General features: G+C 68.1%; 23 protein-coding genes. 2 read left to right on the top strand and 21 right to left on the bottom strand.

The genetic code is table 11. The features are described 5' to 3' along the window. Positions 1 to 167 precede the first annotated feature (167 nt). The 20 genes from ACFO6Q_RS02290 to ACFO6Q_RS02195 form a co-directional block, all read right to left on the bottom strand. A complete protein-coding gene (locus tag ACFO6Q_RS02290; RefSeq protein WP_380018879.1) occupies positions 168 to 650 on the bottom strand; it encodes a putative toxin-antitoxin system toxin component, PIN family in 483 nt (160 codons plus the stop codon). After that, positions 647 to 1,018: a low molecular weight protein tyrosine phosphatase family protein gene (locus tag ACFO6Q_RS02285; RefSeq protein ID WP_380018878.1), complete on the bottom strand. Its 372-nt coding sequence runs from the start codon at positions 1,016 to 1,018 to the stop codon at positions 647 to 649. Before ACFO6Q_RS02285 ends, ACFO6Q_RS02290 begins: the two co-directional genes overlap by 4 nt. A 42-nt stretch (positions 1,019 to 1,060) precedes the next feature. After that, entirely contained in the window at positions 1,061 to 1,768 is a 708-nt protein-coding gene (locus tag ACFO6Q_RS02280) for a hypothetical protein (protein WP_380018877.1), read from the bottom strand. Positions 1,769 to 1,890: 122 nt separating this feature from the next. Further along, on the bottom strand, positions 1,891 to 5,385 hold the full coding sequence (gene dnaE, locus ACFO6Q_RS02275) for a DNA polymerase III subunit alpha (protein WP_380018876.1): 3,495 nt from the start codon (positions 5,383 to 5,385) through the stop codon (positions 1,891 to 1,893). A gap of 103 nt (positions 5,386 to 5,488) precedes the next feature. Then, the gene (rnhB, locus tag ACFO6Q_RS02270; protein WP_380018875.1) at positions 5,489 to 6,082 is read right to left on the bottom strand and encodes a ribonuclease HII; all 594 of its coding nucleotides are present in this window, start codon (positions 6,080 to 6,082) and stop codon (positions 5,489 to 5,491) included. After that, entirely contained in the window at positions 6,079 to 7,806 is a 1,728-nt protein-coding gene (locus tag ACFO6Q_RS02265; RefSeq protein ID WP_380018874.1) for a sulfatase-like hydrolase/transferase, read from the bottom strand. The genes rnhB and ACFO6Q_RS02265 overlap by 4 nt, the downstream gene beginning before the upstream one ends. Then, positions 7,803 to 9,026, bottom strand: coding sequence for a lipid-A-disaccharide synthase (lpxB, locus tag ACFO6Q_RS02260; RefSeq protein WP_380018873.1), 1,224 nt, complete (start codon positions 9,024 to 9,026; stop codon positions 7,803 to 7,805). Before lpxB ends, ACFO6Q_RS02265 begins: the two co-directional genes overlap by 4 nt. Before the next feature lie 149 nt (positions 9,027 to 9,175). Then, the gene (gene lpxA / locus ACFO6Q_RS02255) at positions 9,176 to 9,946 is read right to left on the bottom strand and encodes an acyl-ACP--UDP-N-acetylglucosamine O-acyltransferase (RefSeq protein WP_380018872.1); all 771 of its coding nucleotides are present in this window, start codon (positions 9,944 to 9,946) and stop codon (positions 9,176 to 9,178) included. Beyond that, positions 9,946 to 10,413 (bottom strand): 3-hydroxyacyl-ACP dehydratase FabZ, encoded by a 468-nt coding sequence (gene fabZ / locus ACFO6Q_RS02250; RefSeq protein ID WP_380018871.1) that lies wholly within the window; start codon positions 10,411 to 10,413, stop codon positions 9,946 to 9,948. The genes lpxA and fabZ overlap by 1 nt, the downstream gene beginning before the upstream one ends. Next, positions 10,410 to 11,450, bottom strand: coding sequence for a UDP-3-O-(3-hydroxymyristoyl)glucosamine N-acyltransferase (gene lpxD, locus ACFO6Q_RS02245; RefSeq protein WP_380018870.1), 1,041 nt, complete (start codon positions 11,448 to 11,450; stop codon positions 10,410 to 10,412). The genes fabZ and lpxD overlap by 4 nt, the downstream gene beginning before the upstream one ends. After that, the gene (locus ACFO6Q_RS02240; protein WP_380018869.1) at positions 11,447 to 12,004 is read right to left on the bottom strand and encodes an OmpH/Skp family outer membrane protein; all 558 of its coding nucleotides are present in this window, start codon (positions 12,002 to 12,004) and stop codon (positions 11,447 to 11,449) included. The genes lpxD and ACFO6Q_RS02240 overlap by 4 nt, the downstream gene beginning before the upstream one ends. 51 nt (positions 12,005 to 12,055) lie before the next feature. Continuing rightward, the gene (bamA, locus tag ACFO6Q_RS02235) at positions 12,056 to 14,476 is read right to left on the bottom strand and encodes an outer membrane protein assembly factor BamA (protein ID WP_380018868.1); all 2,421 of its coding nucleotides are present in this window, start codon (positions 14,474 to 14,476) and stop codon (positions 12,056 to 12,058) included. 79 nt (positions 14,477 to 14,555) lie between these two features. Further along, complete coding sequence (rseP, locus tag ACFO6Q_RS02230) at positions 14,556 to 15,914, bottom strand: RIP metalloprotease RseP (protein ID WP_380018867.1); 1,359 nt, start codon at positions 15,912 to 15,914, stop codon at positions 14,556 to 14,558. Positions 15,915 to 15,937: 23 nt separating this feature from the next. Continuing rightward, a complete protein-coding gene (ispC, locus tag ACFO6Q_RS02225) occupies positions 15,938 to 17,104 on the bottom strand; it encodes a 1-deoxy-D-xylulose-5-phosphate reductoisomerase (RefSeq protein ID WP_380018866.1) in 1,167 nt (388 codons plus the stop codon). Then, positions 17,101 to 17,931: a phosphatidate cytidylyltransferase gene (locus ACFO6Q_RS02220; protein ID WP_380018864.1), complete on the bottom strand. Its 831-nt coding sequence runs from the start codon at positions 17,929 to 17,931 to the stop codon at positions 17,101 to 17,103. Before ACFO6Q_RS02220 ends, ispC begins: the two co-directional genes overlap by 4 nt. Positions 17,932 to 17,933: 2 nt before the next feature. Further along, a complete protein-coding gene (uppS, locus tag ACFO6Q_RS02215) occupies positions 17,934 to 18,674 on the bottom strand; it encodes a polyprenyl diphosphate synthase (RefSeq protein WP_380018863.1) in 741 nt (246 codons plus the stop codon). A gap of 176 nt (positions 18,675 to 18,850) precedes the next feature. Continuing rightward, positions 18,851 to 19,408 (bottom strand): ribosome recycling factor, encoded by a 558-nt coding sequence (frr, locus tag ACFO6Q_RS02210; protein WP_380018862.1) that lies wholly within the window; start codon positions 19,406 to 19,408, stop codon positions 18,851 to 18,853. A gap of 102 nt (positions 19,409 to 19,510) precedes the next feature. Continuing rightward, on the bottom strand, positions 19,511 to 20,230 hold the full coding sequence (pyrH, locus tag ACFO6Q_RS02205) for a UMP kinase (protein WP_380018861.1): 720 nt from the start codon (positions 20,228 to 20,230) through the stop codon (positions 19,511 to 19,513). 295 nt (positions 20,231 to 20,525) lie between these two features. After that, entirely contained in the window at positions 20,526 to 20,993 is a 468-nt protein-coding gene (locus tag ACFO6Q_RS02200; protein WP_380018860.1) for a GNAT family N-acetyltransferase, read from the bottom strand. A 126-nt stretch (positions 20,994 to 21,119) separates the two neighbouring features. Next, positions 21,120 to 22,019, bottom strand: a complete 900-nt coding sequence (locus ACFO6Q_RS02195) for a LysR family transcriptional regulator (protein ID WP_380018859.1) — start codon at positions 22,017 to 22,019, stop codon at positions 21,120 to 21,122. Positions 22,020 to 22,136: 117 nt separating this feature from the next. Between ACFO6Q_RS02195 and ACFO6Q_RS02190 the strand changes: the two genes are divergently transcribed. Beyond that, complete coding sequence (locus ACFO6Q_RS02190; RefSeq protein ID WP_380018858.1) at positions 22,137 to 23,420, top strand: SGNH/GDSL hydrolase family protein; 1,284 nt, start codon at positions 22,137 to 22,139, stop codon at positions 23,418 to 23,420. A gap of 45 nt (positions 23,421 to 23,465) precedes the next feature. Continuing rightward, entirely contained in the window at positions 23,466 to 24,503 is a 1,038-nt protein-coding gene (locus tag ACFO6Q_RS02185; protein ID WP_380018857.1) for an aldo/keto reductase, read from the top strand. Positions 24,504 to 24,765: 262 nt separating this feature from the next. Here the strand turns inward: ACFO6Q_RS02185 and tsf are convergent, their stop codons facing one another. Then, entirely contained in the window at positions 24,766 to 25,641 is an 876-nt protein-coding gene (gene tsf, locus ACFO6Q_RS02180) for a translation elongation factor Ts (protein WP_380018856.1), read from the bottom strand. Positions 25,642 to 25,720: the final 79 nt, after the last annotated feature.

Raw genomic sequence — 25,720 nt, 5'->3', positions numbered from 1 at the left:
CCGGCAATAAGCGATGCGCAGCCGAAGGCGTGTGCGGCGCCCGGGTGTCCGGATTCCGTCGCATCCGGCTGGCTCATGCGATTTCGATCGATGGTTGTTTCAGCCCCAAAATGCCGGGCCAGGAGCCACCGCGCCGGGGCTATTCTCCGGTGGAAGCGCCGGAGAATTCAGCATCCGGCGGCATTCGCATCCGTCCATGCCTGCGGTGTCAGGATCGCGAACAGTCCTTCGCGGCGCATGCGCCCGGCCAGCGCGAGTAGCGCATCGTCGCGCGTGATCAGCGCGATGGCGCGCGCCTGCAGGGTCAGCTCGAGGAATTTCTGGTCGTCCGGGTCGGCGCAGCGCGGCAGGCGCACACCACTGGATGGGACCGGTTGCAGTTCGTGCAGACGGGCCACGCGTGCATCGAAAGCCGCCTCGTGGCGTGCGCAGGCGCTTTCGTCCAGCCGGAGCTGCGGGTAACGCAGCACGCGTCGCCATTCCTCGCGGCAGTCCTCGCGCGTGACTGCAGCGACGGATCCGTCCTGCAGCGCCGCGTCCAGCGCCGCCACGCGTGGATCGGCGAAGACGAACAGGTCGAGACAGACGTTGGTGTCGAGGACGATGCGGGGCGCACCCATGTCCGTGCGGTTGCGGGGCGAGGCGCTCACCGGCGTCGCGTCCGCGTTCCGGCCGTTCGTTTTGGCGGCGTCGAATGCAGATACTGCGGCACGCGAGCCCGCAGCAGCTCGACCAGCGCCGGCGCCATGTAGTCGTAGTCGTCCGGAATGTCCAGGCAGATCACGCGCCTGGCACCGAGCAGGTGCCGGAATTTCGCCGACAGCTTGTCGCGGTGGGCGCGTTCCATCACGAAGATCGTATCGGCCCACTCGACCAGTTCCGCGCTGAGCGGCTGGTCGGCGTCACGGCTCACCCCGGCCGACGCGGTCGCGAGGCCCGGCCAGTCGGCGAAGACCTGCTCGGCCGTCGGGCTGCGCAGCCGGTTGCGGCTGCAGACGAAAAGGATGTTCCGCGACATGCATTCATTGCCGTCATCGACGGCGATCGGAATGAAACCGGCCTATCGTTCCTGCGTCGCGCCGTCGATGCGCAGTTCCGCATCGGAGATCATCGTCCCGGTGCGCAGGTCCGCTTTCGCGACGCGATACTGCCCGCCCTTGGTGTAGAACAGGAACGTTTCCGCGGTGTCCTCCACCCAGTGCGCTCCGTTGAAATTCTCCACGCCGTTGATTGCGAGATGCACATGGGAGCCGTCAGGGTCCGAGACATAGAGATCCTTGGCGTCGGCTCTCGTCAGTCTTCCGTCTCCATCGGAGTCCGTTCCGACCGCTTGGTAGACGAATCCCCGCGTCGGTTTCGGGGATGCGGAGTAATCCTTGCTCGGCAGTCGGTGCTCCTCGACGAGGATTCCCTGAAAGCCGGGAAGAAGCCAGCGTGCCCGACCGCTGGCCGGGTCGAAGAGCAAGACATTGCGGAATGAGTTTGCTTCCTTCATCCCGGATCCGAACCCATATTCCTGCTTGAGCCAGAGGGTGGCGCGAAGGATCGGCGATCCCTCGATCGATTCGAATCCGGAGAGTGACTCCTGGGCCGTGTCGACTTCCTGATCGGCAACCCTCATCACGTTGCGCGTGTGTTGCGTGCGGAACGATTCACGGAGGAAGATGTGGAGTGCGAAGGCGAGCATCGCGGTGCCTAACAGGCCGCATATGAGGATCAGAATCGCATTGATCCGCCAGATGCCCGAGAAGAAACGCGATCTCTTCATTGCGCAGTCTCCTTGTCCTTCGCGAGTGTGAAATTGCCGGGCGACGCCGCCCGCATGCGACGGCACACCAGCATAGAGCAGCACGGCAGTAGATGCGGCAAACGACGCGAAGTTCCGCGCCGTCAGCCGAACACCAGCTCCGCGGCGAGCACGCCGTCGAGCGCTTCCAGCGTCTGCTTCAGCGCGGGGCTGGCGCGCACGCGCCATTCCGCGCCGAGTTCGATCTCGGCGCGGCTGGTCGCGTTGCGCACGCTCAGGCGCACCGGCGTCGCGCCGCCGCGGTGCGCGGCCAGCGTGTGCTGCAGCTTCGGCACGAATTCCGGCCGCACGCCGTTCAGGCGCAGGCGCAGCAGGCGCGCGCGCCGTTCGCAGGCGGATTCGATCGTCGATACCGAATTCACGCGCAGCTGGTAGCCGCCGGAGAATTCGTCGACGCTGAGGCCGCCTTCGAACACGAGAATCGCGTCGCGCGTGAGCAGCGGGCCGTATTCGACCCAGGTCTCGCGGTAGAGCACCGCCTCGAACTTGCCGGAGAAATCCTCGACGGTGACGAACGCGCGCGAATCGCCCTGCTTGCGCAAGCCGATCACCGAGCCGGCCAGCGCGACCTGCTGCAGGTCGGCGAAGCGGCTGCGGCCTTCGCGCGCGGAAGGCTTGTGGTGCTTGTCGAGTTCGCCGATCGGGCAGGTCGCCACGGCCGCGATCAGTTCGCGCCAGGTGTCGGTCGGATGGCCCGACAAGTAATAGCCGAGCGTGTCGCGCTCGCCGGCGAGGCGCTGCGCGGCCGGCCACTCGTCGACCTCGGGCAGGACCAGCTTCGGCGCCGCGGGACTGGCGGCGCCGAACATGTCGTTCTGGCCGGCCAGCGCATCGCGCGCCTGCTGCTCGGCCGCGCGCATGCATTCGGGCAGCTGCGCCATCAAGGTGGCGCGGTTCTTCGCCAGCGCGTCCATCGAGCCGGAAAGAATCAGTGCCTCGAGCGTGCGCTTGTTGAGCCTGGAGGCGTCGATGCGGCGGCAGAAGTCGGCGAGGTCCGCGAACGCGCCGCCCTGCCTGCGCACCTCGACGATGTTCTCGACCGCGCCGCGGCCGACGCCCTTGACCGCGCCGAGTCCGTACTGGATCGTCTTTGCATCGGTGGCCTCGAACATGTAGCCGGAGGCGTTGATGTCCGGCGGCCGCACGTCCAGGCCGAGTGCGCGCGCTTCGCCGAGGAAATTGACCACTTTGTCGGTGCCGTCCATGTCGCTGGACAGCACCGCCGCCATGAACTGGGCCGGGTAGTGCGCCTTCAGCCAGGCGGTCTGGTAGGAGACCAGCGCGTACGCCGCCGCGTGCGACTTGTTGAAGCCGTAGCCGGCGAACTTCTCCATCAGGTCGAAGATCGCGTCGGCCTTGCGCTCGTCGAGGCCGTTGCCGGCGGCGCCGTCGCGGAACTTGGCCCGCTCCTTGGCCATTTCCTCGACTTTCTTCTTGCCCATCGCGCGGCGCAGCAGGTCGGCGCCGCCGAGCGAGTAGCCGCCGACGATCTGCGCCATCTGCATGACCTGCTCCTGATAGACCATGATGCCGTAGGTCTCTTTCAGGACCGGCTCGACGCGCGGATCGGGGTATTCGATCGGCTCGCGGCCGTGCTTGCGCGCGCAGAAGCTCGGGATCAGGTCCATCGGGCCCGGGCGGTACAGCGACACCAGCGCGATGATGTCCTCGAAGCAGTCGGGCCTGGCGTCCTTGAGCATGCCCTGCATGCCGCGCGATTCGAGCTGGAACACGGCGACCGTGCGCGCCTTCTTCAGCAGCTCGAACACCGCCGCGTCGTCGAGCGGGATCGACATGATGTCGAGCGGTGTTTCGCCATTCTGCGCGCGGCTTGCGTTGATCGCCTTCACCGCCCAGTCGATGATGGTCAGCGTGCGCAGGCCGAGGAAGTCGAACTTGACCAGGCCGACCGCTTCGACGTCGTCCTTGTCGTACTGCGTGACGAGGCCTTCGCCGCCCGATTCGGAGAACAGCGGGGCGAAGTCGCTCAAGGGCCCCGGCGCGATGACCACGCCGCCGGCGTGCTTGCCGGCGTTGCGCGTGAGGTCCTCGAGCTTGAGCGCGAGGTCGACCAGCTCGGTGACTTCCTCGTCGTTCTCGTACAGGCCCTTGAAGTCGGCGACGATGCGGTCCGGTTCCTTGCGCGACTTGTCCGAGCGGCCGAGCGCGTCCTCCAGCGAGAGGTCGAGCGGCATCTTCGGGATCAGCTTGGCGATCTTGTCGACCTGGCCGTACGGCATGCTCAGCACGCGTCCGGTGTCGCGCAGCACGGCCTTCGCCGCCATCGTGCCGTAGGTGATGATCTGGCTGACGCGGTCGCGGCCGTACTTGCGGCCGACGTAGTCGATCACCTCGTCGCGGCGGTCCATGCAGAAGTCGACGTCGAAGTCCGGCATCGACACGCGTTCGGGATTGAGGAAGCGCTCGAACAGCAGGCCGTAGCGCAGCGGGTCCAGATCGGTGATGCCGAGTGCGTAGGCGACCAGCGAGCCGGCGCCCGAACCGCGCCCGGGGCCGACCGGGATGTCGTTGGACTTCGCCCAGTTGATGAAGTCGGCGACGATCAGGAAGTAGCCGGGGAAGCCCATCTGCACGATGACGTCCAGCTCGCGGTCGAGGCGGGCGAGGTAGTCCTCGTGCACGAAGCCGGGTGCCGGCGCGTGCGCGGCGAGGCGCCTGGCCAGCCCCTCGTGCGATTGCGAGCGGATGAAGCTGTCGAGCGTGTGTTCGGCCGGCACCGGGAACGCCGGCAGGAAGTACTTGCCGAAGCTGAGCTCGAGGTTGCAGCGCTTGGCCAGCTCGACCGAGTTCTCCAGCAGCTCGGGCAGGTCGGCGAACAGCGCCTGCATCTCCTCGGCGGTCTTGAGGTACTGCTCGGGCGAGTAGTCGCGCGGCCGCTTCGGATCGGCCAGCACGCGCCCGGCGTGGATGCACACGCGCGCCTCGTGCGCCTCGAAGTCCTCGCGCGCGAGGAAGCGCACGTCGTTGCTGGCCACCGCCGGCAGGTCGAGCCGCGCGGCGAGATCGAGCGCCGCGGCGAGGAACGCGTCCTCGTTCGGACGCTGCGTGCGCGCCACCTCCAGGTACAGCCGGTCCGGAAAGCGCGAGCGCCACCACTGCGTGCGCTCCAGCGCGGCCTCGTCGCGGCCGGCGAGCAGCATCTGGCCGACGTCGCTGTACTGGCCGAGCAGCACGATCAGGCCGTCGTGCGTGGCCTCGAACCAGTCCGCCTCGACCAGCGCGTGGTCGCCGTGGCGGTTCTCCGCATAGGCCCGCGACAGCAGGCGCGAAAGGTTCAGATAGCCTTCGCGGCTCTGGCACAGCACGGTGGCGCGCTGCGGGCGGCTGCGGTCCTGCGCATCGGCCAGCCACAGGTCGGCGCCGGCGACCGGCTTGATGCCGGCGCTTTCGGCGGCCTTGTAGAACTTGACCAGTGCGAACAGGTTGGCCTGGTCGGTCAGCGCCACCGCCGGCATGCCGGCGCGCGCGCAGCTGGCGACGAGGTCGCCGACGCGGATCGTCGAGTCGGTCAGCGAGTACTCGCTGTGGACGTGGAGGTGGACGAAGCCGGGAGGCATGGAGATGCAGGACGTCGGGACCGCAGCGTAGTCGCTGCCCCCGCCGGGGGCAAGGTTGACAAGCGGCGGCGCCGGCGGCTGGCCGCGCCGCCGCCGGCGCGGGTCAGAGCAGCTCCGGCTCGATCAGCCGCCGCACCGGCGCGAAGCCGCGGCGGTGGATCGCGCAGGGTCCCAGGCGTTCGAGCGAGGCCAGGTGCTCGGGCGTCGAATAGCCCTTGTGCTGGGCGAAGCCGTAGCCGGGATGGATCGGGTCGAACGCGCGCATGATGCGGTCGCGCTCGGTCTTGGCCAGGATCGAGGCGGCGCTGATCGCCGGTTCCGAGGCGTCGCCGCCGATGATCGCCCGTGCGTCGCACGGCAGCGACTTGGGCAGGCGGTTGCCGTCGATCAGCGCAAGGCCCGGCAGCAGGGCCAGCGTCTCCAGCGCACGCCGCATGCCGAACAAGGTGGCGCCGAGGATGTTCAGCCGCTCGATCTCGTCGACCTCCACCGCGATCACCGAGAAGGCCAGCGCGCGTTCGCGGATCCGCGGCGCCAGCTCCTCGCGGCGTGCCTCGCTGAGCACCTTCGAATCGGCCAGGCCATCGATCGGCCGCCGCGGATCGAGGATCACCGCCGCGACCACCACCGGGCCGGCCAGCGGTCCGCGGCCGGCTTCGTCGACGCCGGCGACGAACGGGAAGCGTGCGCCGCTCATTCCTGCAGGTCCTCGAGCTTGGTGAACACGTAGTCGTGGTAGGAGGTGACGGTACGCGTGTCCTTGCAGTCCAGGTAGCGGCCCTTGCAGCGTTCGCGCAGCAGCGTGTTGGCCTGGAAGAACTCGTCCTTCGGCACGCCGGCCACGTCGAGCAGCAGCGAGCCGAGGAAGGCGATGTCGAGCACGGGATAGTCGAACTTGCGCCGCACGGCGTAGTTCGACTTCAGCATGTAGTAGGTCAGCCAGTGCGCGTTCGGGCCGGAGCCCTTCGGCAGCGTCTTGGGAATTTCGTTGATGGCGCCGTCGAAGGAGGGCTGGTGGTCGCCGAAGTGCATCAGCACGGCCGGGCGTTCGCCGCCGAGCAGGAACTTCTCCAGGTCCGCCAGCATCGCGTCCGATTCCTGCAGGCGCTCGAGATAGTTGCCGAGGTTGAGGTTCAGCCATTCGTCCAGCTTCTTCGGCTTGAACCGGCCCGGGAACAGCGGCTGGTCGAACGGCGGCTTCAGCTCGGCCAGCGGCTTCATGTGCGGGCCGTGCTGGTGCAGGGTGAGCATGAAGACGAACAGCGGCTGCTTCGGATTGACGCGCTTTTCGTCCTCGTAGATGCGCTTGAACACCTCCAGCAGCTCGGCGTCGTGGCTCTCCCAGCCCAGGCCGTACTGGGTGCCGTCGTAGAACGCGTCGAAACCGTAGTAGTCGTAGGCGTTGCGCGCGTTGAGGAAATCGCCGGTCATCGGATACACGGCGATGGCGCGGTAGCCGGCGCGCTTGAACGCCTTCGGCAGCGTGTAGGCGACGCGCGGCGCGAGGTTGTACGGCGCGTACAGGCCGGCGTTGCCGAACAGCGTGTGCGCCAGTCCGGTCAGCAGCGAGAACTCGCTGGTCCAGGTGCCGCCGCCGAAGGTGTGCACGCTCAAGGGGCCGTGCGAGCGCGTGGACTTGTCCGGCTCGAACATGCGCGCCTTGCACTGCGGCAGCGTGCACAGCTTGAGCAGGCGCGGATCGAACGTGCTCTCCTCCAGCACGGCGACGACGTCCGGCGGCGTCGGCGGCGCCTGCAGCGGACGGTCGAGCTTCCACGAGATGCCGCGGTCGACGTCGGCCGGGATCGACGGCTGCTCGATCACCGTGTCGTTGAACGAGGTGACGAAGTCGGTGATGAAGCTCTTGTCGTTGATCGCGATCCACATCGGCTTGTTGAACACCGAGGCGAACGGACCGCGCGGATTGGCGCAGGCCAGCAGCAGGCCGGCCGCGGCGACCGTGCCGAGCACGCGCACGGCGGCGCGCTGCGCCGGCGGTCGCGCGGCGAACAGGCCGGCGCGCTCGCCGGCGAAGGAGACGATCAGCAGCAGCGGCACCAGCACCAGCGCCGCGATGCCGATGCCCAGCAGCAGCGGGTAGTGCGTGAACAGCTCGATGGTGTCGCCGTTGACGAAGTACTCCAGGTCCGGTGCCAGCAGCGGCGTGTTGAGGAACAGGAACTTCAGGCGGCCGGCGATCTCGACCAGGCCGAACAGCAGCGCGACCAGCACCAGCGAGAACGCCAGGCGCGCGCTGGCGAACAGTGCGAGCAGCAGCGACAGCAGCGCCAGGATCGCGGCGAAGATCTTTTCGGCCGTGGTGTTCTCGGTCAGCGGACCGAACGCGATCATCGCGGCGAACGCCGCGAGAGCGAAGGCGCGCAGCAGCACGACGCGGAGGCGGGCGCGCTCGGCCGTCATGCAGCGCCCGCCGGTACGGCCGGGCCGACGAGTTCGGCGATCGCCGCGGCCGCGCTGCGACTCGCGTCGCGGCGCAGCTCCAGGTGCAGGCGGCGGTATTCGGCGAGCAGCCCGGGATCGATTTCGCGCCGCTCCAGCGCCGGCTGCAGCGCGGCGGCGAGCGCTTCGGGCGTGCAGTCGTGCTGCATGCGTTCGGCAACGAGGTCGCGTCCGGCCAGGATGTTCGGCAGCGCGTAGCGCTCGGTCTTGAGCAGGCCCAGTCCCTTGACGATGCGGTAGGTCATCGGCGCAATGCGGTAGGCGACGACCATCGGCCGCTTGGCCAGCATCGCTTCCAGCGCGGCGGTGCCGGAGGCGAGCAGTACCGCGTCGGCGGCGAACATCGCCTCCTGTGCGCGTCCGTCGGTGACGAGGATCGCGGGTGTGGCGTCGGTATTCTCCGTGACGGCCGGCGATGCGCCGGCCACGTGCTCGAACGCGGCGCGGCATTGGGCATTGGCCATCGGCGCGACGACGCGCAGGCCGGGAATGCGTTCGGCCAGCAGCCGGGCCGCCGCGACGAAGTCCGCGCCCAGGCGTGCGATCTCGCCGAGCCGGCTGCCCGGCAGCACCGCGAGCACCGGCGCGTCCTGCGGCAGGCCGAGCGCCTCGCGCGCCGCGGCGCGGTCGGGCTCGAGCGGCATCTCGTCGGCGAGCGGATGACCGACGAAGCGCGCGTCGACGCCGTGGCGGGCGTAGATCGGCGGCTCCATCGGAAACAGGCACAGCACGCGGTCCGCGCTGCGGCCGATCTTCGCGGCGCGCTTCTCGCGCCAGGCCCAGACCGACGGACTGACGTAGTGTACGGTGCGCACGCCGGCACGCTTGAGCGTGCGTTCGAGGCCGAGGTTGAAGTCGGGCGCGTCGATACCGACGAACGCGTCCGGTTTCAGCGCGATCGCGCGGCGTGCGACGTCGCGGCGGATCGCCAGCAGCTCGAACAGCCGCGGCAGCACTTCGACCAGCCCCATCACGGCGAGCCGCTCGGCCGGATACCACGCGTCGAGCCCGGCGGCGATCATGCGCGGGCCGCCGATGCCGGCGAAGCGCGCGTGCGGATAGCGCTCGCGCAGTGCCTGGATCAGCCCGGCGCCGAGCAGGTCGCCGGAAGCTTCGCCGGCGACGAGGACGAAAAGCCGTGATTGGGAAGCCGGGAATGAAGAATCGGAATTCCTCATCATGACGGCGACTCGTCTATTGCCGTCTTTCCCGCGTCGATGGCAATGGAGTTCTGCTTCAAGGCCTTCTGCTCAGAGCGAACCAGAATGGATTCCCGCGTTCGCGGGAATGACGAAGTCGCAAGCTTCTCCGATTCCCGATTCCCGAGGGTTCACCGCGCCAGCGGCCGCTCGCTGCGGTCGATGAACTCCAACATCGCGGCGACGTCGTCGCTGCCTTGCGCCTGCTCGGCCAGCTTGACCCGTGCTTCGGCGAGCGGCGAGCCGGCCGCGTAGAGCGTGCGGTAGGCGCGCTTGATCGCGGTGATGCGGCCGGCGTCGAAGCCGCGGCGCTTGAGTCCTTCCGCATTGATGCCGCGCGGGCGGCCGTAGTCGGCGGCGACCATCACGAACGGAGGCACGTCGCCGCTGACCAGGCAGCCCATGCCGACGAACGCGTGCGCGCCGATGCGGCAGAACTGGTGCACGCCGGCGAAGCCGGACAGGATCACCCAGTCGCCGATGGTGACGTGGCCGGCGAGCGTGGCGTTGTTGGAGAACACGCAGTGGTCGCCGACGTCGCAGTCGTGGGCGATGTGGCTGTAGGCGAGGATCCAGTTGTCGCTGCCCACGCGCGTGACGCCGCCGCCGTCGCTGGTGCCGCGGTTGATGGTGACGAACTCGCGGATCAGGTTGCGGTCGCCGATGACGAGCTCGCTGCGCTCGCCGTGGAATTTCTTATCCTGCGGATCGCTGCCGAGCGAGGCGAACTGGAAGATGCGGTTGTCGCGGCCGATGCGCGTGGGACCCTCGATGACGACGTGCGGCCCGATCTGCGTGCCGTCGCCCACCTCGACCTCGGCGCCGATGACGCTGTAGGCGCCGATGCGCACGCCGGCGCCGATCTTCGCGGCGGGATCGACCTGCGCGGTCGCGTGGATCATCAGCGCGGCACCTCGGCGCAGAGGAATTCCGCCTCGGCGGCGACCTGGCCGTCGACGATGGCGCGGCCGAAGAACTGGCTCATGTTGCGCAGGCGGCGCTTGTGTTCGATTTCCAGCCGCAGCTGGTCGCCGGGCACGACGACGCGGTTGAAGCGCACCTTGTCGACCTTGACCAGGTAGAACACCACCGGCTGCGCGGGATCGCGCGACTCCGACAGCATGATCAGCACGCCGGCCGCCTGCGCCATCGATTCGATGATCAGCACGCCGGGCATGACCGGATGCCCGGGGAAATGGCCCTGGAAGAACGGTTCGTTGGTCGTCACGTTCTTGATCGCGGTGACGCTCTTGTTGAGGTCGAACGCGGTCACGCGGTCGATCAGCAGGAACGGGTAGCGATGCGGCAGCAGCGCGGCGATCTGTTCGACGCCGAGCGGGAGTTGGATCGGCGTGGCCGGTTCGGTCATGACTTCGTTTCCTTTTCCGCGGCGTCCAGGCGCCGCGCGAGTTCGTCCAGATGCTTGAAGCGCGCCGCGTTGCGGCGCCATTGCCGGTTCGGCTGGATCGGCGTGCCGGAGGAGTATTCCCCCGCTTCGCGGATCGAATGCGTGACCAGGCTCATCGCGGTCACCGTGACGCGGTCGGCGATGCTCAAATGACCCAGTATGCCAGCCGCGCCGCCGATCAGGCAGTAGCGGCCGATGCGCGCGCTGCCGGCGACCGCGGCACAGCCGGCGAGCGCGGTATGCGCGCCGATCGTCACGTTGTGGGCGATCTGGATCTGGTTGTCCAGGCGCACGTCGTGCTCGAGCACGGTGTCACCGAGCGCGCCGCGGTCGATCGTCGTGTTGGCGCCGATCTCGCAGTCGTCGCCGATGCGCACGCCGCCGAGCTGCGGCACCTTGATCCAGGCGCCGTGGTCGGCGCCGCCGCGGTCGAAGGCGAGGCCGAAGCCGTCGGCGCCGAGCACGGCGCCTGGATGGATCAGCACGCGCCTGCCGAGCGTGACGTCCTGCACCAGGGTCACGCGCGCGACCAGCCGCGACTGCGCGCCGACCCGGCAGTCGCGTCCGACCACGCAGTGCGGGCCGAGGATCGCGCCGTTCTCGACGACGGCGCCGTCCTCGATCACGCAGAACGGACCGACGCTGGCCGCGGCGGAAACGTGCGCGCCGGGCGCGACGACCGCGCTGGCGTGCACGCCGGGAGCGGCGGCCGGGGCGCGCTCGAACAGCGCGGCGATGCGGGCGAAGGCGACGTAGGGATCGTCGGCGATCAGGCAGGCGCCGGGCCAGGCGTCCGCTTCCGCGGCGCGCAGCACGATCGCGCCGGCGCGCGTGAGCGCCAGCTGCGAGCGGTAGCGCGGATTGGCGAGAAAGCCGAGCTGGCCGGGGCCGGCCTGCTCGAGCGTGGCGACGCCTTCGATGCGCTGCGCCGGATCGCCGCGCAGGGCCAGGCCGAAGCGTTCGGCGAGTTCGTCGACGCGGAATGCGACAGCGCTCACGGCGTGTCCGCCTTGGCCGAGCGGCGCAGGCGCTCGAGCACGCGGTCGGTGACGTCGACCTTCGGGCTGGCGTAGACGACCGGGCTCGGCACGATCAGGTCGTAGCCCTGCTCGCGCGCGAATTCGACCACCGCGTCGTTGATCTCGCGCCAGCTGCGGTCCAGCTCCTGGTCGCTGCGCGTCTTCAGTTCGGCGCGCAGGGTGTCGCGGCTGCGCTTGATCGAACGGTCGAGCGCGTCGATCTCGCGCTGCAGGGCGTCCGCCTGTGCCTGGTTCATGGTCGCCGCGTCGCGGGCCTGACGCTCGCGCAGCGACGCGGCGCGCGTTTCGTCGGCCTTCAGCGCGGCGTCGCCGGCGGCGAACTCCCGCTCCAGCTTGCGCCGGCCGGTGACGACCTGCGGCGCGTTGTCGAGCAGGCGCTTCATGTCGACGTAGCCGATGCGCACGGCCGGCGCGGGTACGGGCTGCGCGGGCGCGGACTGGGCGAACGCGAGCGCCGCCGCCGTCAGCAGCAGCAGGCGAAGCCAGAGACCCGATTGTGCGTGAAGCGTCACCCGGCGTCTCCTCGCTGCCCCCGACGCTGCGCGCCGCCCCCTGTCAATGCCTCAGAACGTGTTGCCGAAGGTGAACTGGATCACTTCGGTGTCGTCGCCTTCCTTCTTGCGGATCGGCCGCGCGATGTTGATCACGATCGGGCCGACCGGCGCGCGCCACTGGAACGACAGGCCGACCGAAGCGCGCAGCTGGTCCGCGCTCCACGACTTGTAGCCGCCGCAGTCCTTGAGCAGGTTCACGTTGCACAGGTTGTTCTTGAACACGTTGCCGACGTCGAGGAAGGCCGACAGGCGCGTGCTGTCGTCGTTCTCCTTCACGAACGGCGTCGGGAAGATGATTTCCGCCGAGGCGACCGTCTTGAACGAGCCGCCCAGGGGCAGGCGGCAGTCCTTGTTCGACGGCGGGCACAGTTCCGGATCGAACACCGTGTACGGGCCGAGCGTGTTGTCGCGGAAGCCGCGCACGTCGGAGACGCCGCCGGCGTAGAAGTTCTCGAAGAACGGCAGGCCGCCGATGTTGGGAATGTAGCGGTCGTGGCCGACGGCGTTGGGATCGGCGAGCACGCTCTTCGGATCGTTGTAGGTGTCGCCGTAGCCGATCTTGACCTTGCCGAGGAAGGTCAGCGAGTTGGTCAGGCGCAGGTACTGGTTGTACTGGTAGTTGATCTTGAAGTACTCGACCGTCGAGCCCGGCAGCGTGGCCTCCAGCGAGACCTGCTGCAGCGAGCCGCGCGTCGGGTTCCAGTAGCGGTTGCGCGTGTCGTGCGCCCACGACAGCTGCATGTTCCAGGCGTGGAACGTGTTGTGGCCGAGGTTGTCGAGGTAGTCGATGATCGCCGGCGGCGTGTAGTAGGGCGACGCACGGATCGAGGTCTTGTTGACGCCGAGCTGCGTGTTGATCGTGTCCGATTCGGTGATCGGGAACGACAGGTAGATGTCGAACGAGTCGGTGTTGCTGTAGTAGCTGGCGAGGTTGTTCTCGCCGGCGTCGTAGCGCGTGTGGCGCAGGTTGTAGCCCAGGCCGATGCCGTCGTCGGTCAGGTACGGCTCGAAGTACGACACGCCGTAGCTCTTGATGATGCCGCTCTGCTGCGCCATGACCGAGATGCGGTCGCCGCTGCCGAGGAAGTTGTTCTGGGTGACGCTGATGCTGGCGATCACGCCCTGCACCTGGCCGTAGCCGAGGCCGAACGTGAAGGCGCCCGAGTTCTGCTCCTCGACCGCGATGGTGAGGTCGACCTGGTCGTCGGTGCCCGGAACCTTGGGCGTGTCGATGTTGACGGTGCGGAAGAAGCCCAGGCGCTGCAGGCGGATCTTCGAGCGGTCGATCGCGGCCTGCGAGTACCAGGAGCCCTCGAGCTGGCGCATTTCACGGCGCAGCACGTCGTCGCGCGTGTGCACGTTGCCCTTGAAGACGATCTGGCGCACGTACACGCGCTTGCCGGGCACGATGAAGAAGTTGAGGCCGACCTCACGCTTCTCCTTGTCGATCGCCGGGATCGGCTGCACTTCGGCGAACGCGTAGCCGATGTTGGACAGCGCCGAGGTGATCGCGTCGACCGACTGCTCGATCTGCTTGCGCGAGAAGGTGTCGCCGACCTTGATCTGCACCAGCTTGCGCAGGTCGTCCTCGTTGAGGACGAGGGTGCCGGTCAGCTTGATGTCGTTGATCTTGTAGACCTCGCCTTCGGTGACGTTGGCGACGACGTACATCTTGCGCTTGTCCGGACTGATGCCGACCTGGGCCGAATCGACGTTGAAGTCGGCGTAGCCGCGGTCCATGTAGTAGGACTGCAGCTTCTCCAGGTCGCCGGAAAACTTCTCCTTCGAGTACTGGTCGTCCTTGGAGTACCACGAGGTCCAGTTCGACGTGTTCGACTCGAACTCGCTCTTGATGTCCTTGTCGGAGAACGACTTGTTGCCGACGACGTTGAGGTGCTTGATGCGCGCCGGCTTGCCTTCGGCGATGTTGATCGCGACCTCGACGCGGTTGCGGTCGAGGTTGACCTTGGCGGTCTTCACCGAGACGTTGTACTTGCCGCGGTTGTAGTACTGCTTGGTCAGTTCGTTCTGGATCTCGTTGAGCTTGAGCTCGTCGAAGGCTTCGCCTTCGGCCATGCCGATGCCCTTGAGGCCCTTGAGCAGGTCTTCTTCCTTGATGTCCTTGTTGCCGCGGATGGCGATCTTGGAGATCTGCGGGCGCTCCTTCAGCGTCACCACGAGGATTTCGCCCTGGCGCGCCAGCTGCACGTCGCTGAAGAAGCCGGTCTTGTACAGGGCGCGGATCGCCTGCTCGGCGCGGTCGCCGGTCAGCGTGTCGCCCTTCTCGACCGGCAGGTAGGTGAACACCGTGCCCGGTGCGATGCGCGACAGGCCTTCGACGCGGATGTCGGAGATCGTGAAGGCATCGAACGCGGACGCGTCCTGGACGGCGAACCAGGCGAGCAGGAATAGGGCGGCAATACGCTTCATCGTCGATTCCGTAGGGCATGCACGCGGCTCGCGGCGGATGTCCGCCGCGGTCGCGCTTGTTGTCGGGCAGACCGCGCGATCAGGATGCGATCCGCAGTATGTCGTTGTAGAACGCGAGCCCCATCAGGGCCATCAGCAGGGTCAGCCCCACGTACTGGCCGGCGATCTGCATGCGATCACTGACCGGGCTGCCCTTGACCAGCTCGATAAGGTAATACAGCAGATGGCCGCCGTCCAAGACCGGGATCGGCAGCAGATTCAGGATCGCCAGGCTCAGCGAAATGATCGCCAGGAAGTTCAGGAACCAGGCGATGCCGAGCTGGGCCGAGCTGTTGGCGACCTGGGCGATCGTGATCACGCCGGACAGGTTCTTCAGCGAGGCCTGCCCGGTCAGCATGCCCCACAGCATGCCGAGCGTCTGCCGGGTGCGGTCCCAGGTCTCATTCAGCGCCTTGGGGATCGCCGCCAGCGGACCGTAGTGCAGGGTGGCATCGTAGTTCGTCTCCGGCGCCTGCACGCCGATGCCCAGCACCCAGCTGGTGCGCCCGCCCTGTTCGCGCCGCACCGGCGTCGCCGCCAGCTCCAGCGTCTGCGCGCCGCGCTGCACCTGCAGCGCCAGGGTCGCGCCGCCCTCGGCGTGCTTCTGGATCATCGCCGGCACTTCGCGCCAGTCCTTCACCGGCTCGCCGCCGATCGCGGTGAAGCGGTCGCCGGGCTTGAGGCCCGCGCGCGCCGCGGCGCTGTCGGGCTCCACCGCGCCGACCACCGGCGGGGTGGCCCACTGCCGCGGCGTCAGGCCGATCTCGCGGAACACGCCCTCCTCGTTGAGCGAGGCGGGCAGGGTCGACAGCGGCAGCTTGCGGTCGAGCCGGCTGCCGCTGGCGTCGACCACGGTCAGGTCCAGGTCCTGGCGGTTGATGCCGGCCTGCAGCAGTTCCATGCTGGCGTCGGTCCAGGTCTCGATCGCCTTGCCGTCGATCGCGGCGATGCGGTCGCCGTCGCGGAACCCCGCCGTGGCGGCCAGATGGTCGACGTGGCCGACGATCGGCTGGTAGTCCGGCTTGCCGATGACGAACATCAGCCAGAAGGCGCACAGCGTGAAGATCAGGTTGAAGGCCGGACCGGCGGCGCTGATCGCGATGCGGTTGCCGACCGGCTGGCGGTTGTGCGCGCCGGCCAGGCCTTCGGGGCCGACCGCGCCTTCGATCTCGCGCTCGTCGAGCATCTTGACGTAGCCGCCGAGCGGAATCGCCGCGACCACGAACTGCGTGCCGTGCCGGTCGAAGCGCGACCACAGCGCCGGGCCGAAGCCGATCGAGAACTTCAGCACCTTCACGCCGCAGCGCCGGGCGACGACGAAGTGGCCGTATTCGTGGAACGTCACGAGCAGGCCCATCGTCACGATCAGCCACCAGACGGAACCGAAAAATTCATTCATGACGCGGGTTTGGTGGTTCGGCGTTAAAGGGAGGCGATGATACGTTGGGCTTCCCGACGCGCAGTTAAATCAGCGTCAAGGACGACGTCCAGGTCGGTCGCCGGCTGCGAATCTACCGCATTCAGGCAGCGATCGATGGTTTGGGCGATGCCGGGGAACGGCAGGCGCCGCTCGAGGAACGCGGCCACGGCCTCCTCGTTGGCCGCGTTCAGCACCGTCGTCGCCGTGCCGCCGGCGCGCAGCGCCTCGTAGGCCAGCGCCAGGCAGCGGAACGTGGCGAGGTCGGGCGCCTCGAAATCCAGCCGCGCCACCTTCAGCAGGTCCAGCGCGGCGACGCCGGCCTCGACGCGCTCCGGCCAGGCCAGCGCATAGGCGATCGCCGTGCGCATGTCCGGGTTGCCGAGCTGGGCCAAAACCGAGCCGTCGACGTACTCGACCAGCGAGTGGACGATGCTCTGCGGATGCACGACGACCTCGATGCGCTCGGCGGCGGCATCGAAGAGATGGTGCGCCTCGATCACCTCCAGGCCCTTGTTCATCAGGGTGGCCGAGTCGACCGAGATCTTGCGGCCCATGCTCCAGTTCGGATGCGCGCAGGCCTGCTCGGGCGTGACGCCGGCGAGCTCGGCACTGGTGCGGCCGCGGAACGGCCCGCCGGACGCGGTCAGCAGGATGCGCCGCACGCCGGCCGCGGCCAGGTTCGCGTGCCGCGGCGGCAGGCACTGGAAGATCGCGTTGTGCTCGGAATCCAGCGGCAGCAGCTCGCCGCCGCCGTCCTCCAGCGCCTTCGCGAGCAGGCGGCCGGCCATCACGATCGCTTCCTTGTTCGCCAGCAGCAGGCGCTTGCCGGCGCGCGCGGCGGCGAGCGTGGATTCCAGCCCGGCGGCGCCGACGATGGCGGCGACGACCGTGTCGCAATGCGAGCCGGCGGCTGCTTCGAGCACCGCCTGCGGGCCGGCCGCCACGCGGCAGCCGCTGCCGGCGAGCCGCTCGCGCAGCGCCGCTTCGCAGGCCGGATCGGCGATCACCGCCAGCTGCGGGCGGAAGCGCAGACACAGCTGCGCCAGCGCGTCGACGTTGCGATGGGCGGCCAGCGCGGTGGCCTGGAAACGGTCCGGGTGGCGCGCGACGACGTCGAGCGTGCTGGCACCGATCGAGCCGGTGGCGCCGAGGATCGCGAGCCGCCTCATGCGGCGAGGGCGAGGTCGAGCAGGGCCTTGCCGGCGACGAACACCGGCAACGCCGCGAGCAGGCTGTCGATGCGGTCGAGCAGGCCGCCGTGACCGGGGAAGAGCGTACCGGAATCCTTCACGCTGGCCTGGCGCTTGAGCAGGCTTTCGAGCAGGTCGCCGGCGATCGAGGCGAGCACGGCCAGCAGCGACAGCGCGACCAGCGCGACCAGCATCGGACCGCGCGCGCCGAGCAGCCAGCCGCCGATCGCCGCGACGACGCCGGCGCCGAGCAGGGCGCCCCAGGCGCCGGCGGTGGTCTTGTTCGGGCTGATCCGCGGCGCCAGCTTGGTCGTGCCGTAGCGGCTGCCGGCGAAATAGGCCGCGATGTCCGCGGTCCAGACCAGCACGATCGCGAACAGCGCCCAGGCGTGGCCATGGCCGGCTTCGCCGTGCAGGCGCACCAGCGCCAGCCAGGCCGGCAGCACGGCCAGTTCGCAGGCGCCGATCTTCAGCGCGGCGTGCTCGTGCGTGGGAGCCGCGCCGTAGGAGAAATGGCGCATCCACAGCAGCGCGAGCAGCCACCAGGCCAGCCCCGCGCCGATGACGTACCAGGCCGCGTCGTCGTCGCGGATCGTCCACAGCAGGCCGAGCAGCAGCGCGTTGGCGACCACCACGCCGATGCGCCACGGCCTGGACACCAGCCCGGCCAGCTGGGTCCATTCCCAGACCGCCTGCAGGCACAGCGCCGAGACGATCAGGGCGACCGCCCAGGTCGGCAGGAACAGGAGGATCGCGATCGCGACCGGCGCGAGCACGAGGGCGGTGAGGGTGCGTTGCTTGAGCATGCTCAGCTCGCCGCGCGCACTTGCGCGGTGGTCAGGCCGTAGCGCCGTTCGCGCCGGGCGTATTCGGCCAGGGCCGCGTCGAGCACGGCGGCGTCGACGTCCGGCCACAGCGCGTCGGTGAAGTACAGCTCGGCGTAGGCGACCTGCCACAGCAGGAAATTGCTGATGCGCAGCTCGCCGCCGGTGCGGATGAACAGGTCCACCGGCGGCTGGTCGGCGAGGCAGACGTGGCGTGCGAAGGCGGCCTCGTCGATCGCTTCGGGCGCCAGTTCGCCGCGCACCGCTGCCTGGGCCAGCGCGCGCGCGGCCTGGACGACGTCCCAGCGGCCGCCGTAGTTGACCGCGACGTTGAGGCGCAGCGCGCCGTTGTCCTGCGTGCGCCGCATCGCGGCCTGCATGCGCGCGGCCAGCTCCGGCGAGAACGCCGACAGGTCGCCGACGAACGCGATGCGCACGCCGTTGGCGTGCAGCTCGTCCACCTCGCGTTCGAGCGCCTTGAGGAACAGCTGCATCAGCGCGCCGACCTCGCCCTGCGGACGCTTCCAGTTCTCGCTCGAGAACGCGAACAGGGTCAGCGCCTCGACGCCGCGGCGGCGGCAGTACTCGACCGCCGCGCGCACCGCCTTCTGGCCCTCGCGATGGCCGAAGCTGCGCGGCCGCCGGCGACGCTCGGCCCAGCGGCCGTTGCCGTCCATGACGATCGCGATGTGGCGCGGAATGCGGGGAGCGGCGTCGGTTTGCATGAACTCCGGGGCGTGCGGCGGCTGCGAAAAATTCCTGACGTGGCGGGGCGCCGGTGTCGTCGCGCGGAGCCCGTCCCCTCGGGCCACGCGCCGGCGTCTGCGTTGCCGGAGCGTACTGCGATCGGCTGCGCCTCGCACGGCCGGGGCCGCATCGATCCGCGGCCGGCCGGCGCCGGTCACATGGACATCAACTCGTCTTCCTTGGCCTTGACCACACCGTCGATGTCCTTGACGAACTTGTCCGTGTACTTCTGGACGTCTTCCTCGGCACGGCGCTCCTCGTCCTCGGTGATCTTCTTGTCCTTGAGGAGTTCCTTGATCTGGTGCAGCGCGTCACGGCGCACGTTGCGCACCGCGACCTTGGCGTTCTCGCCCTCGTGCGCGACGTGCTTGGAGAGCTCCTTGCGGCGCTCTTCGGTCAGCGCGGGGAGGTTGATGCGGATCACGTTGCCGACGGTGGTCGGGGTCAGGCCGAGATCGGAGGCGAGGATCGCCTTCTCGATCGGGCCGATCAGGCTCTTCTCGAACGGCGTGATCGTGATCGAACGCGCGTCGGCCAGAGACACGTTGGCGACCTGCGAGACCGGCGTGTCGGCGCCGTAGTACGACACCTTCAGCGGCTCGACCAGGCTGGTGCTGGCGCGCCCGGTGCGCAGGCGCGTGAGGTCGTGCCGGAGGGAGTCGACGCTCTTCTGCATGCGCGTCTGCGTGTCTTTCTTGATGTTGTCGAGCATGGCGCGGTCACCTGTGGTGCGTCTGCGATCGGCCGCGCAGTATAGCAGCGGCGACAAGAGCGTCTGCTGCGCAGCGGCGACGCAGGGCGGGCCGAGCGGGCCTCAGCGGCCGTAGACGAGGGTGCCGATCGGCTCGCCGCGCATGATGCGCATGAGGTCGCCTTCGCGCGACATGTCGTAGATGCGCAGCGGGATCTTGTGATCGCGGCACAGCGCGATCGCGGTGGTGTCCATGACCTGCAGGTTGCGCTGGATGACTTCCTCGTAGGACAGCTTCTCGTAGCGCGTCGCGCTGGCGTCCTTGGCCGGGTCGGCGGTGTAGACGCCGTCGACCTTGGTCGCCTTCAGCAGCAGGCTGGCGCCGATCTCGATCGCGCGCAGCGCGGCGGCCGAGTCGGTGGTGAAGAACGGATTGCCGGTGCCGGCGGCGAACAGCGCGATGCGGCCTTTTTCCAGGTGGCGGATGGCGCGGCGGCGGATGAAGTCCTCGCAGACTTCGTTGATCTTGATCGCACTCATCGTGCGCGCGAAGCCGCCGGCCTTCTCGATCGCGTCCTGCATGGCGAGCGCGTTCATCACCGTGGCGAGCATGCCCATGTGATCGCCGGTGACGCGATCCATGCCGGAGGCGGCGAGGCCGGCGCCGCGGAAGATGTTGCCGCCGCCGATGACCACGCCGACCTGCACGCCGGCGCGCTGCACCTCGATGATCTCGCGCGCCAGCCGGGTGAGCACGTTCGGGTCGATGCCGTAGTCGGCCTCGCCCATCAAGGCCTCGCCGGAGAGTTTGAGCAGGATGCGCTTGTACTTGATCTCGGGCACGGGACTCTCCGGAAGGCGGGCAAAACTGCCGTATTGTAGCGGGCGCACGGTGCGCCCAACAAAAAAATGCCTGCGTGAATTGCCCTGCGCGGATCGGCGAGGGCCTGAAACCTCATGAAGGTCAGCGCCTTGGTTCCATGGCCGTGCCTTGCAGAAAGGGAGCCTGGTCGGCTCGGGGGCCTGGAGTCCGGCAGGCCGTGAGTTTGTCCGTGTTCTCAGCCTCCTTCGTCGACAGAGCATTCAGATCGGTCGCATCAGGCTTCACCGGAGCCGGCTCAAGCTGCAGCAATATCTTTCAGGCTCGGTTCCGATCGAGTGGCTTGCTCATGTGGATTCCGGTCACGCGAAAGCCGGTGACGTCGTACACATGCCTGGCACGCTGGTTGTCGGGCGCGACCCGAAGTTTGATTTGCGCAAACCCTTTGCGTTTCAGATCCTGTTCGAGCGCCATCAAGGCCTGCTTGCCGAAGCCTTGCCCCTGGTACGCAGGGAAAATCGAAAAATCCATGATGAAGGCCACCTGCGCCGCCAGATCCTGCCGGTACCACAGATAGCCGACCAGCCTTTCAGGGGTCTGGGTAGCGTCGACCAGGCAGGTCAGGACCTGACCTGCCGTATGGATGCCGTCCGGCAGATCCGATGCCATCTCCCGCTTGACCTGCTCCAGCGCCGCGCTTTCCGGAATGCCGTAGTTCGAGGCGACTTCGACGGAAAATTCACGGATGAAACTGTCCAGATAGGAGGAGAACTCATCTTCTCGCATGGGTCTTAGCGAAATCATGAAGCTCTTCCTTTCGTTGAAACGTGGTCGTACCGCGTGGGGGCCTTGTCAAACATGGTCATCGGTCTGGTTTTCCGGTTTCGTTGTCCAGGAGATTGTCAACGCGTTCTAGGCCATGTCTGCCCCCGGCAGCCGTGCAATCCGCTCGCTCAGAAAATCCACCAGTACGCGTACGCGCAACGGTTGATGGCGGCGCGGCGCATACAGCAGATGTGCCTTCTGCGCCGGGCCGGTGTGGTCGGGCAGCACCCGCACCAATCGTCCCTGCGCCAGCGGCTCGGCCACCATCCAGGTGGGCTGCAGCGAAATCCCTGCGCCGTTGAGCACGCTGTCGAAGAGCGCGACGGCATTGTTCACGCGATAGCGGCTTTGCACTGGCACGGAGACCAGGCCGTCAGGCCCCTGCAGCAGAACGCCGTCGCCGCCTGAGGCGTAGCTCAAGTAGTCGTGTTCGAGCAATTGCTGGGGCGCGGCAGGCTGGCCGCGGGCCGTGAGATACGCCGGCGATGCGACGAGTACCCGCGGCCAGGTGGCCAGATGGCGGCCCACCAGGTTCTGCGGCAGCGTGCCGCCCAGGCGCAGCGAAACGTCGATGCGTTCTTCCAGCGGATCGACGAAGCGGTCGTCCAGGAGCAGCTCCAGCCGGATGTCCGGGTACTGCGCAAGAAACTCGATGGCCATTGCATTCAGGTGCCGCTGGCCCAGGGTGACCGGCGCGCTGACGCGCAACAAGCCGCGCGGCTGCTGGATGCCTGCGCGCACGTCGGTTACCGCCTCTTCGTAGTCTTCCAGCATGCGCCTGGCGCGCTCGTAAAAGCGCTGCCCTTCGTCGGTCGCGCTCAATCCTGCGGCATTGCGGCGCAGCAGGCGGACGCCCAGCTGCTGCTCCAGCTGCATCACCTGCTTGCTGATGGTGGGCTGCGTGGTGCCCAGGGCGCGCGCGGCCGCCGACAGGCTGCCGAGCTCGACGCTGTGCGCAAAGGCTTCGATGGCGCGCAGGGTGTCCATGCAGTATTCGAATTTGGAATTGTTTGGATGCCATTCTGCCGTCTACCCGGGCAGATTGGAAACAAGGAAGCTGAAGCCCTCGCTTCACCTGCTTCATGTTCTTCCAAGGAGCCCGACATGACCCCGATCCAACTCACCGCCATCGCCCGCCGGGGCGTCATCGCCCTGGCGCTGGCCGGCAGTGCCGGCTGGACCAGTGCAGCAGCGTCTGCACAAGCTGCGTTCTGGAGCCCGAGCTGGATGGCGGCCACCCAGCCGATGTGGGACGGCAATTTCGTTCTGCCGCTGGGCGTTCCCTTCCAGTACAGCCGGCAAACCATTCGCCAGACGGCGCGGCTGAGCATCGGTGGCAGCCGGCTGCGCGTGATCATCAGCAATGAAGAGGGCACCGCGCCGCTGCACATTGGCGCCGCCCATGTGGCGCGGCATGGCAAGGCCTCGGCGATCGTGGCGGGCACCGATCAGGTGGTGCGCTTCGGTGGCGAGCCGCAAGCCGTGGTTCCTGCGGGCGGGCGCCTCATCAGCGACCCGGTCAACCTGCCGCTGCCGGCGCTCACCGAAGTGGCGGTGTCGCTGTATCTGCCGCAGAACACCCAGCCTGCCGGTTTTCACTTCGATGCGCGCGATACGGCCTACGTCGCAGACGGCGACCTGACCGGGGCCGAACGCCTGCCCGGCAACGCGGTGCCATACAGCACGCGGGTCTTTTTCAGTGGCCTGATCGTGGAAACCGAAAAGGCACCCACGACGGTCGTCGCTCTGGGGGATTCACTGACCGACGGCAACGGCTCCACGCCGGGCGCCAATGCGCGCTGGCCGGATGTCCTGGCCGAGCGGCTGGCCGGACGCGGTGTCGGCGTACTCAATGCCGGTATCTCCGGCGGCCGTCTGCTGAAGGACGGCATGGGCCGCGCAGGCTTGGTGCGCGCCGCCCGCGATGTGTTTGCGCAGCCCGGCGTGAAGGCCGTGATCGTCAAGTTCGGAACCAACGACATCGGCTGGCCCGGCGGCGGCTTTGCGCCCCAGGAGGCCATGGTCAGCGCCGAAGACATCGTCCAGGGCTATCGCGAACTGATCGGCATGGCCCACGCCAGCAACGTGCGCATCATCGGCGGCACCATCGCCCCCAACGAGGGCGTGGCCAAGGGCTCGATCATCGAAGGCCACCACTCGCCCGCAAAAGACGAGATCCGGCACGTCGTGAACCGGTGGATCCGCGAGAGCGGCGAGTTCGACGGTGTCGTCGACTTCGATGCCGTGCTGCGCGACCCGGCCCATCCGGCCCGCATGAAAACCGCCTTCGATTCCGGTGACCACCTGCACCCGGGCGATGCCGGCTACCAGGCGATGGCGGCGGCCATCGACCTCGACGTCCTGCTCGGCGACTCCGTGCAGCCCTGAAGAGATCAACGACACGTCCAGTTCATCAATCCGAAGGAGAACCTCATGGAATACCGCAGCCTCGGCCAGTCCGGCCTGAAAGTCCCCGCTCTCAGCTTTGGCGCCGGAACCTTCGGCGGCTCTGGCCCGCTCTTCAGCCACTGGGGCCAGTCGGACGCCGCCCAAGCGCGTCGCCTGGTCGACATCTGCCTGGAAGCCGGCGTCAATCTGTTCGACACGGCCGACGTCTACTCCAACGGCGCTTCGGAAGAAGTGCTCGGCCAGGCCATCAAAGGCCGGCGCGATGCGGTGCTGATCTCGACCAAGACCAGCCTGCCCATGGGCGACGGCCCGAACGATGCCGGCTCGTCGCGCTTTCGCCTGATCCGCGCCGTGGACGACGCGCTGCGCCGCCTGCAGACGGACTACATCGACATCCTCCAGTTGCATGCCTTCGACGCGCATACGCCTGTCGAGGAAGTGCTGTCCACGCTCGACACGCTGGTGCGCGCCGGCAAGGTTCGCTACACCGGCGTTTCCAACTTCGCGGGCTGGCAGATCATGAAGTCGCTGGCCGTGGCCGAGCGGCATGGCTGGCCGCGCTACGTCGTCAACCAGGTGTACTACTCCCTCGTCGGCCGCGATTACGAATGGGACCTGATGCCGCTGGGCGCCGACCAGGGACTGGGCGCGATGGTCTGGAGCCCGCTGGGCTGGGGGCGGCTGACGGGCAAGATCCGGCGCGGCACGCCGCTGCCCGAAGCCAGCCGCCTGCACGAAACCGCCAGCTTTGGCCCGCCGGTGGAGGATGAATACCTTTACCGGGTAGTCGATGCGCTCGATGCCGTGGCGGCGGAAACCGGCAGGTCGGTGCCGCAGATCGCGCTCAACTGGTTGCTGCAGCGTCCGACGATTTCGACGGTGATCATCGGCGCGCGCAATGAAGAGCAGTTGCGCCAGAACCTCGGCGCGCTGGGCTGGAGCTTGACGCCCGAGCAGGTGGCGCAGCTCGATGCGGCCAGCGCCGTCACTGCGCCTTACCCGTATTTTCCGTATCGCCGGCAGGAGGGCTTTGCGCGCCTGAACCCGCCCATGGCCGGGTAAGGTCCAGCTCCAGCCGCCGATCCGTACACCAGCCCGGGAAAGGCCGCGGGTCTGGTTTTCCATCGACCCCGCTGCGCGTGCCAGGTCGCGCTGGCTGGTGCCGGAGCCGGCTTGAAAAACAAAAAACCCGCAGTCGCCTGCGGGTTTTCTGCTTCATCTGGAGAGCCGCGGATGGCCTTGCCGGACTGCGCGGGGCATTGGCTTCACCAGACCGCCGGCCTGCGCGGCGCGGCGATCTCGGGCGATCGCAGGAGGGCCTGCCTCAGACCTGCATCGCCTTGGCGACTTCGGCCGCGTAGTCCTCGACCACCTTCTCGATGCCCTCGCCGACGGCCAGGCGCTGGAAGCCGACCACGTCGGCGCCGGCCGCCTTGGCCGCCGCTTCCACGGTCTGGTCGGTGTTGAGCACGTAGGGCTGGCCGTACAGCGTGTTCTCGTTGACGATCTTGGCGATCTTGCCGCCGATGATCTTCTCGAGGATCTCGGCCGGCTTGGCCTTGTCCTTCTCGCTCATCTTGGCCAGCTCGATTTCCTTTTCCTTGGCGACGAAGTCGGCCGGGACGTCGGCTGCCTTGTTGTACGGCGGGTTCATCGCCGCGATGTGCATCGCCACGCCGCGGGCGAACTCGGCGTCACCGCCCTTGACCTCGACCAGCACGCCGATGCGGCCGCCGTGCACGTAGGCGGCGACGTTGTTGGCGCTGTCGATGCGCACCAGGCGGCGCACCTGCACGTTCTCGCCGACCTTGGCGATGACCGAGGCGCGGGCCTCCTCGACGGTCTCGCCGGAGGCGAGCTTGGCCGTCTTCAGCGCTTCGGCGTCGGCCGCGCCCGAGGCCAGCGCGGCCTTGGCGACGGCGTCGGTGAAGGCCTTGAAGTTGTCGTCGTTGGCGACGAAGTCGGTTTCGGAGTTGATCTCCACCAGCACGGCCTTGCCGCCGTCCTGCGCGGAGACGATCTTGCCTTCGGCGGCGACGCGGCTGGCCTTCTTGTCGGCCTTGGCCAGACCCTGCTTGCGCAGCCACTCGGCCGCGGCGTCGATGTCGCCGTTGTTCTCGGTGAGCGCCTTCTTGCACTCCATCATGCCAGCGCCGGTGCGCTCGCGCAGTTCCTTGACCAGTGATGCGGTGATTTCCATGGGAATCCTCGGAATGCTCGGAGCGGCGCCGGGATGCGCCGCTCGTTCTCTTGAAGAATCGTCGTTCCCGCGCGGGCGG

The sequence above is a fragment of the Dokdonella ginsengisoli genome (genome assembly GCF_042652785.1).
Lineage (GTDB): Bacteria > Pseudomonadota > Gammaproteobacteria > Xanthomonadales > Rhodanobacteraceae > Dokdonella_A > Dokdonella_A ginsengisoli.
This window is presented reverse-complemented; position numbering and strand designations above follow the sequence as displayed.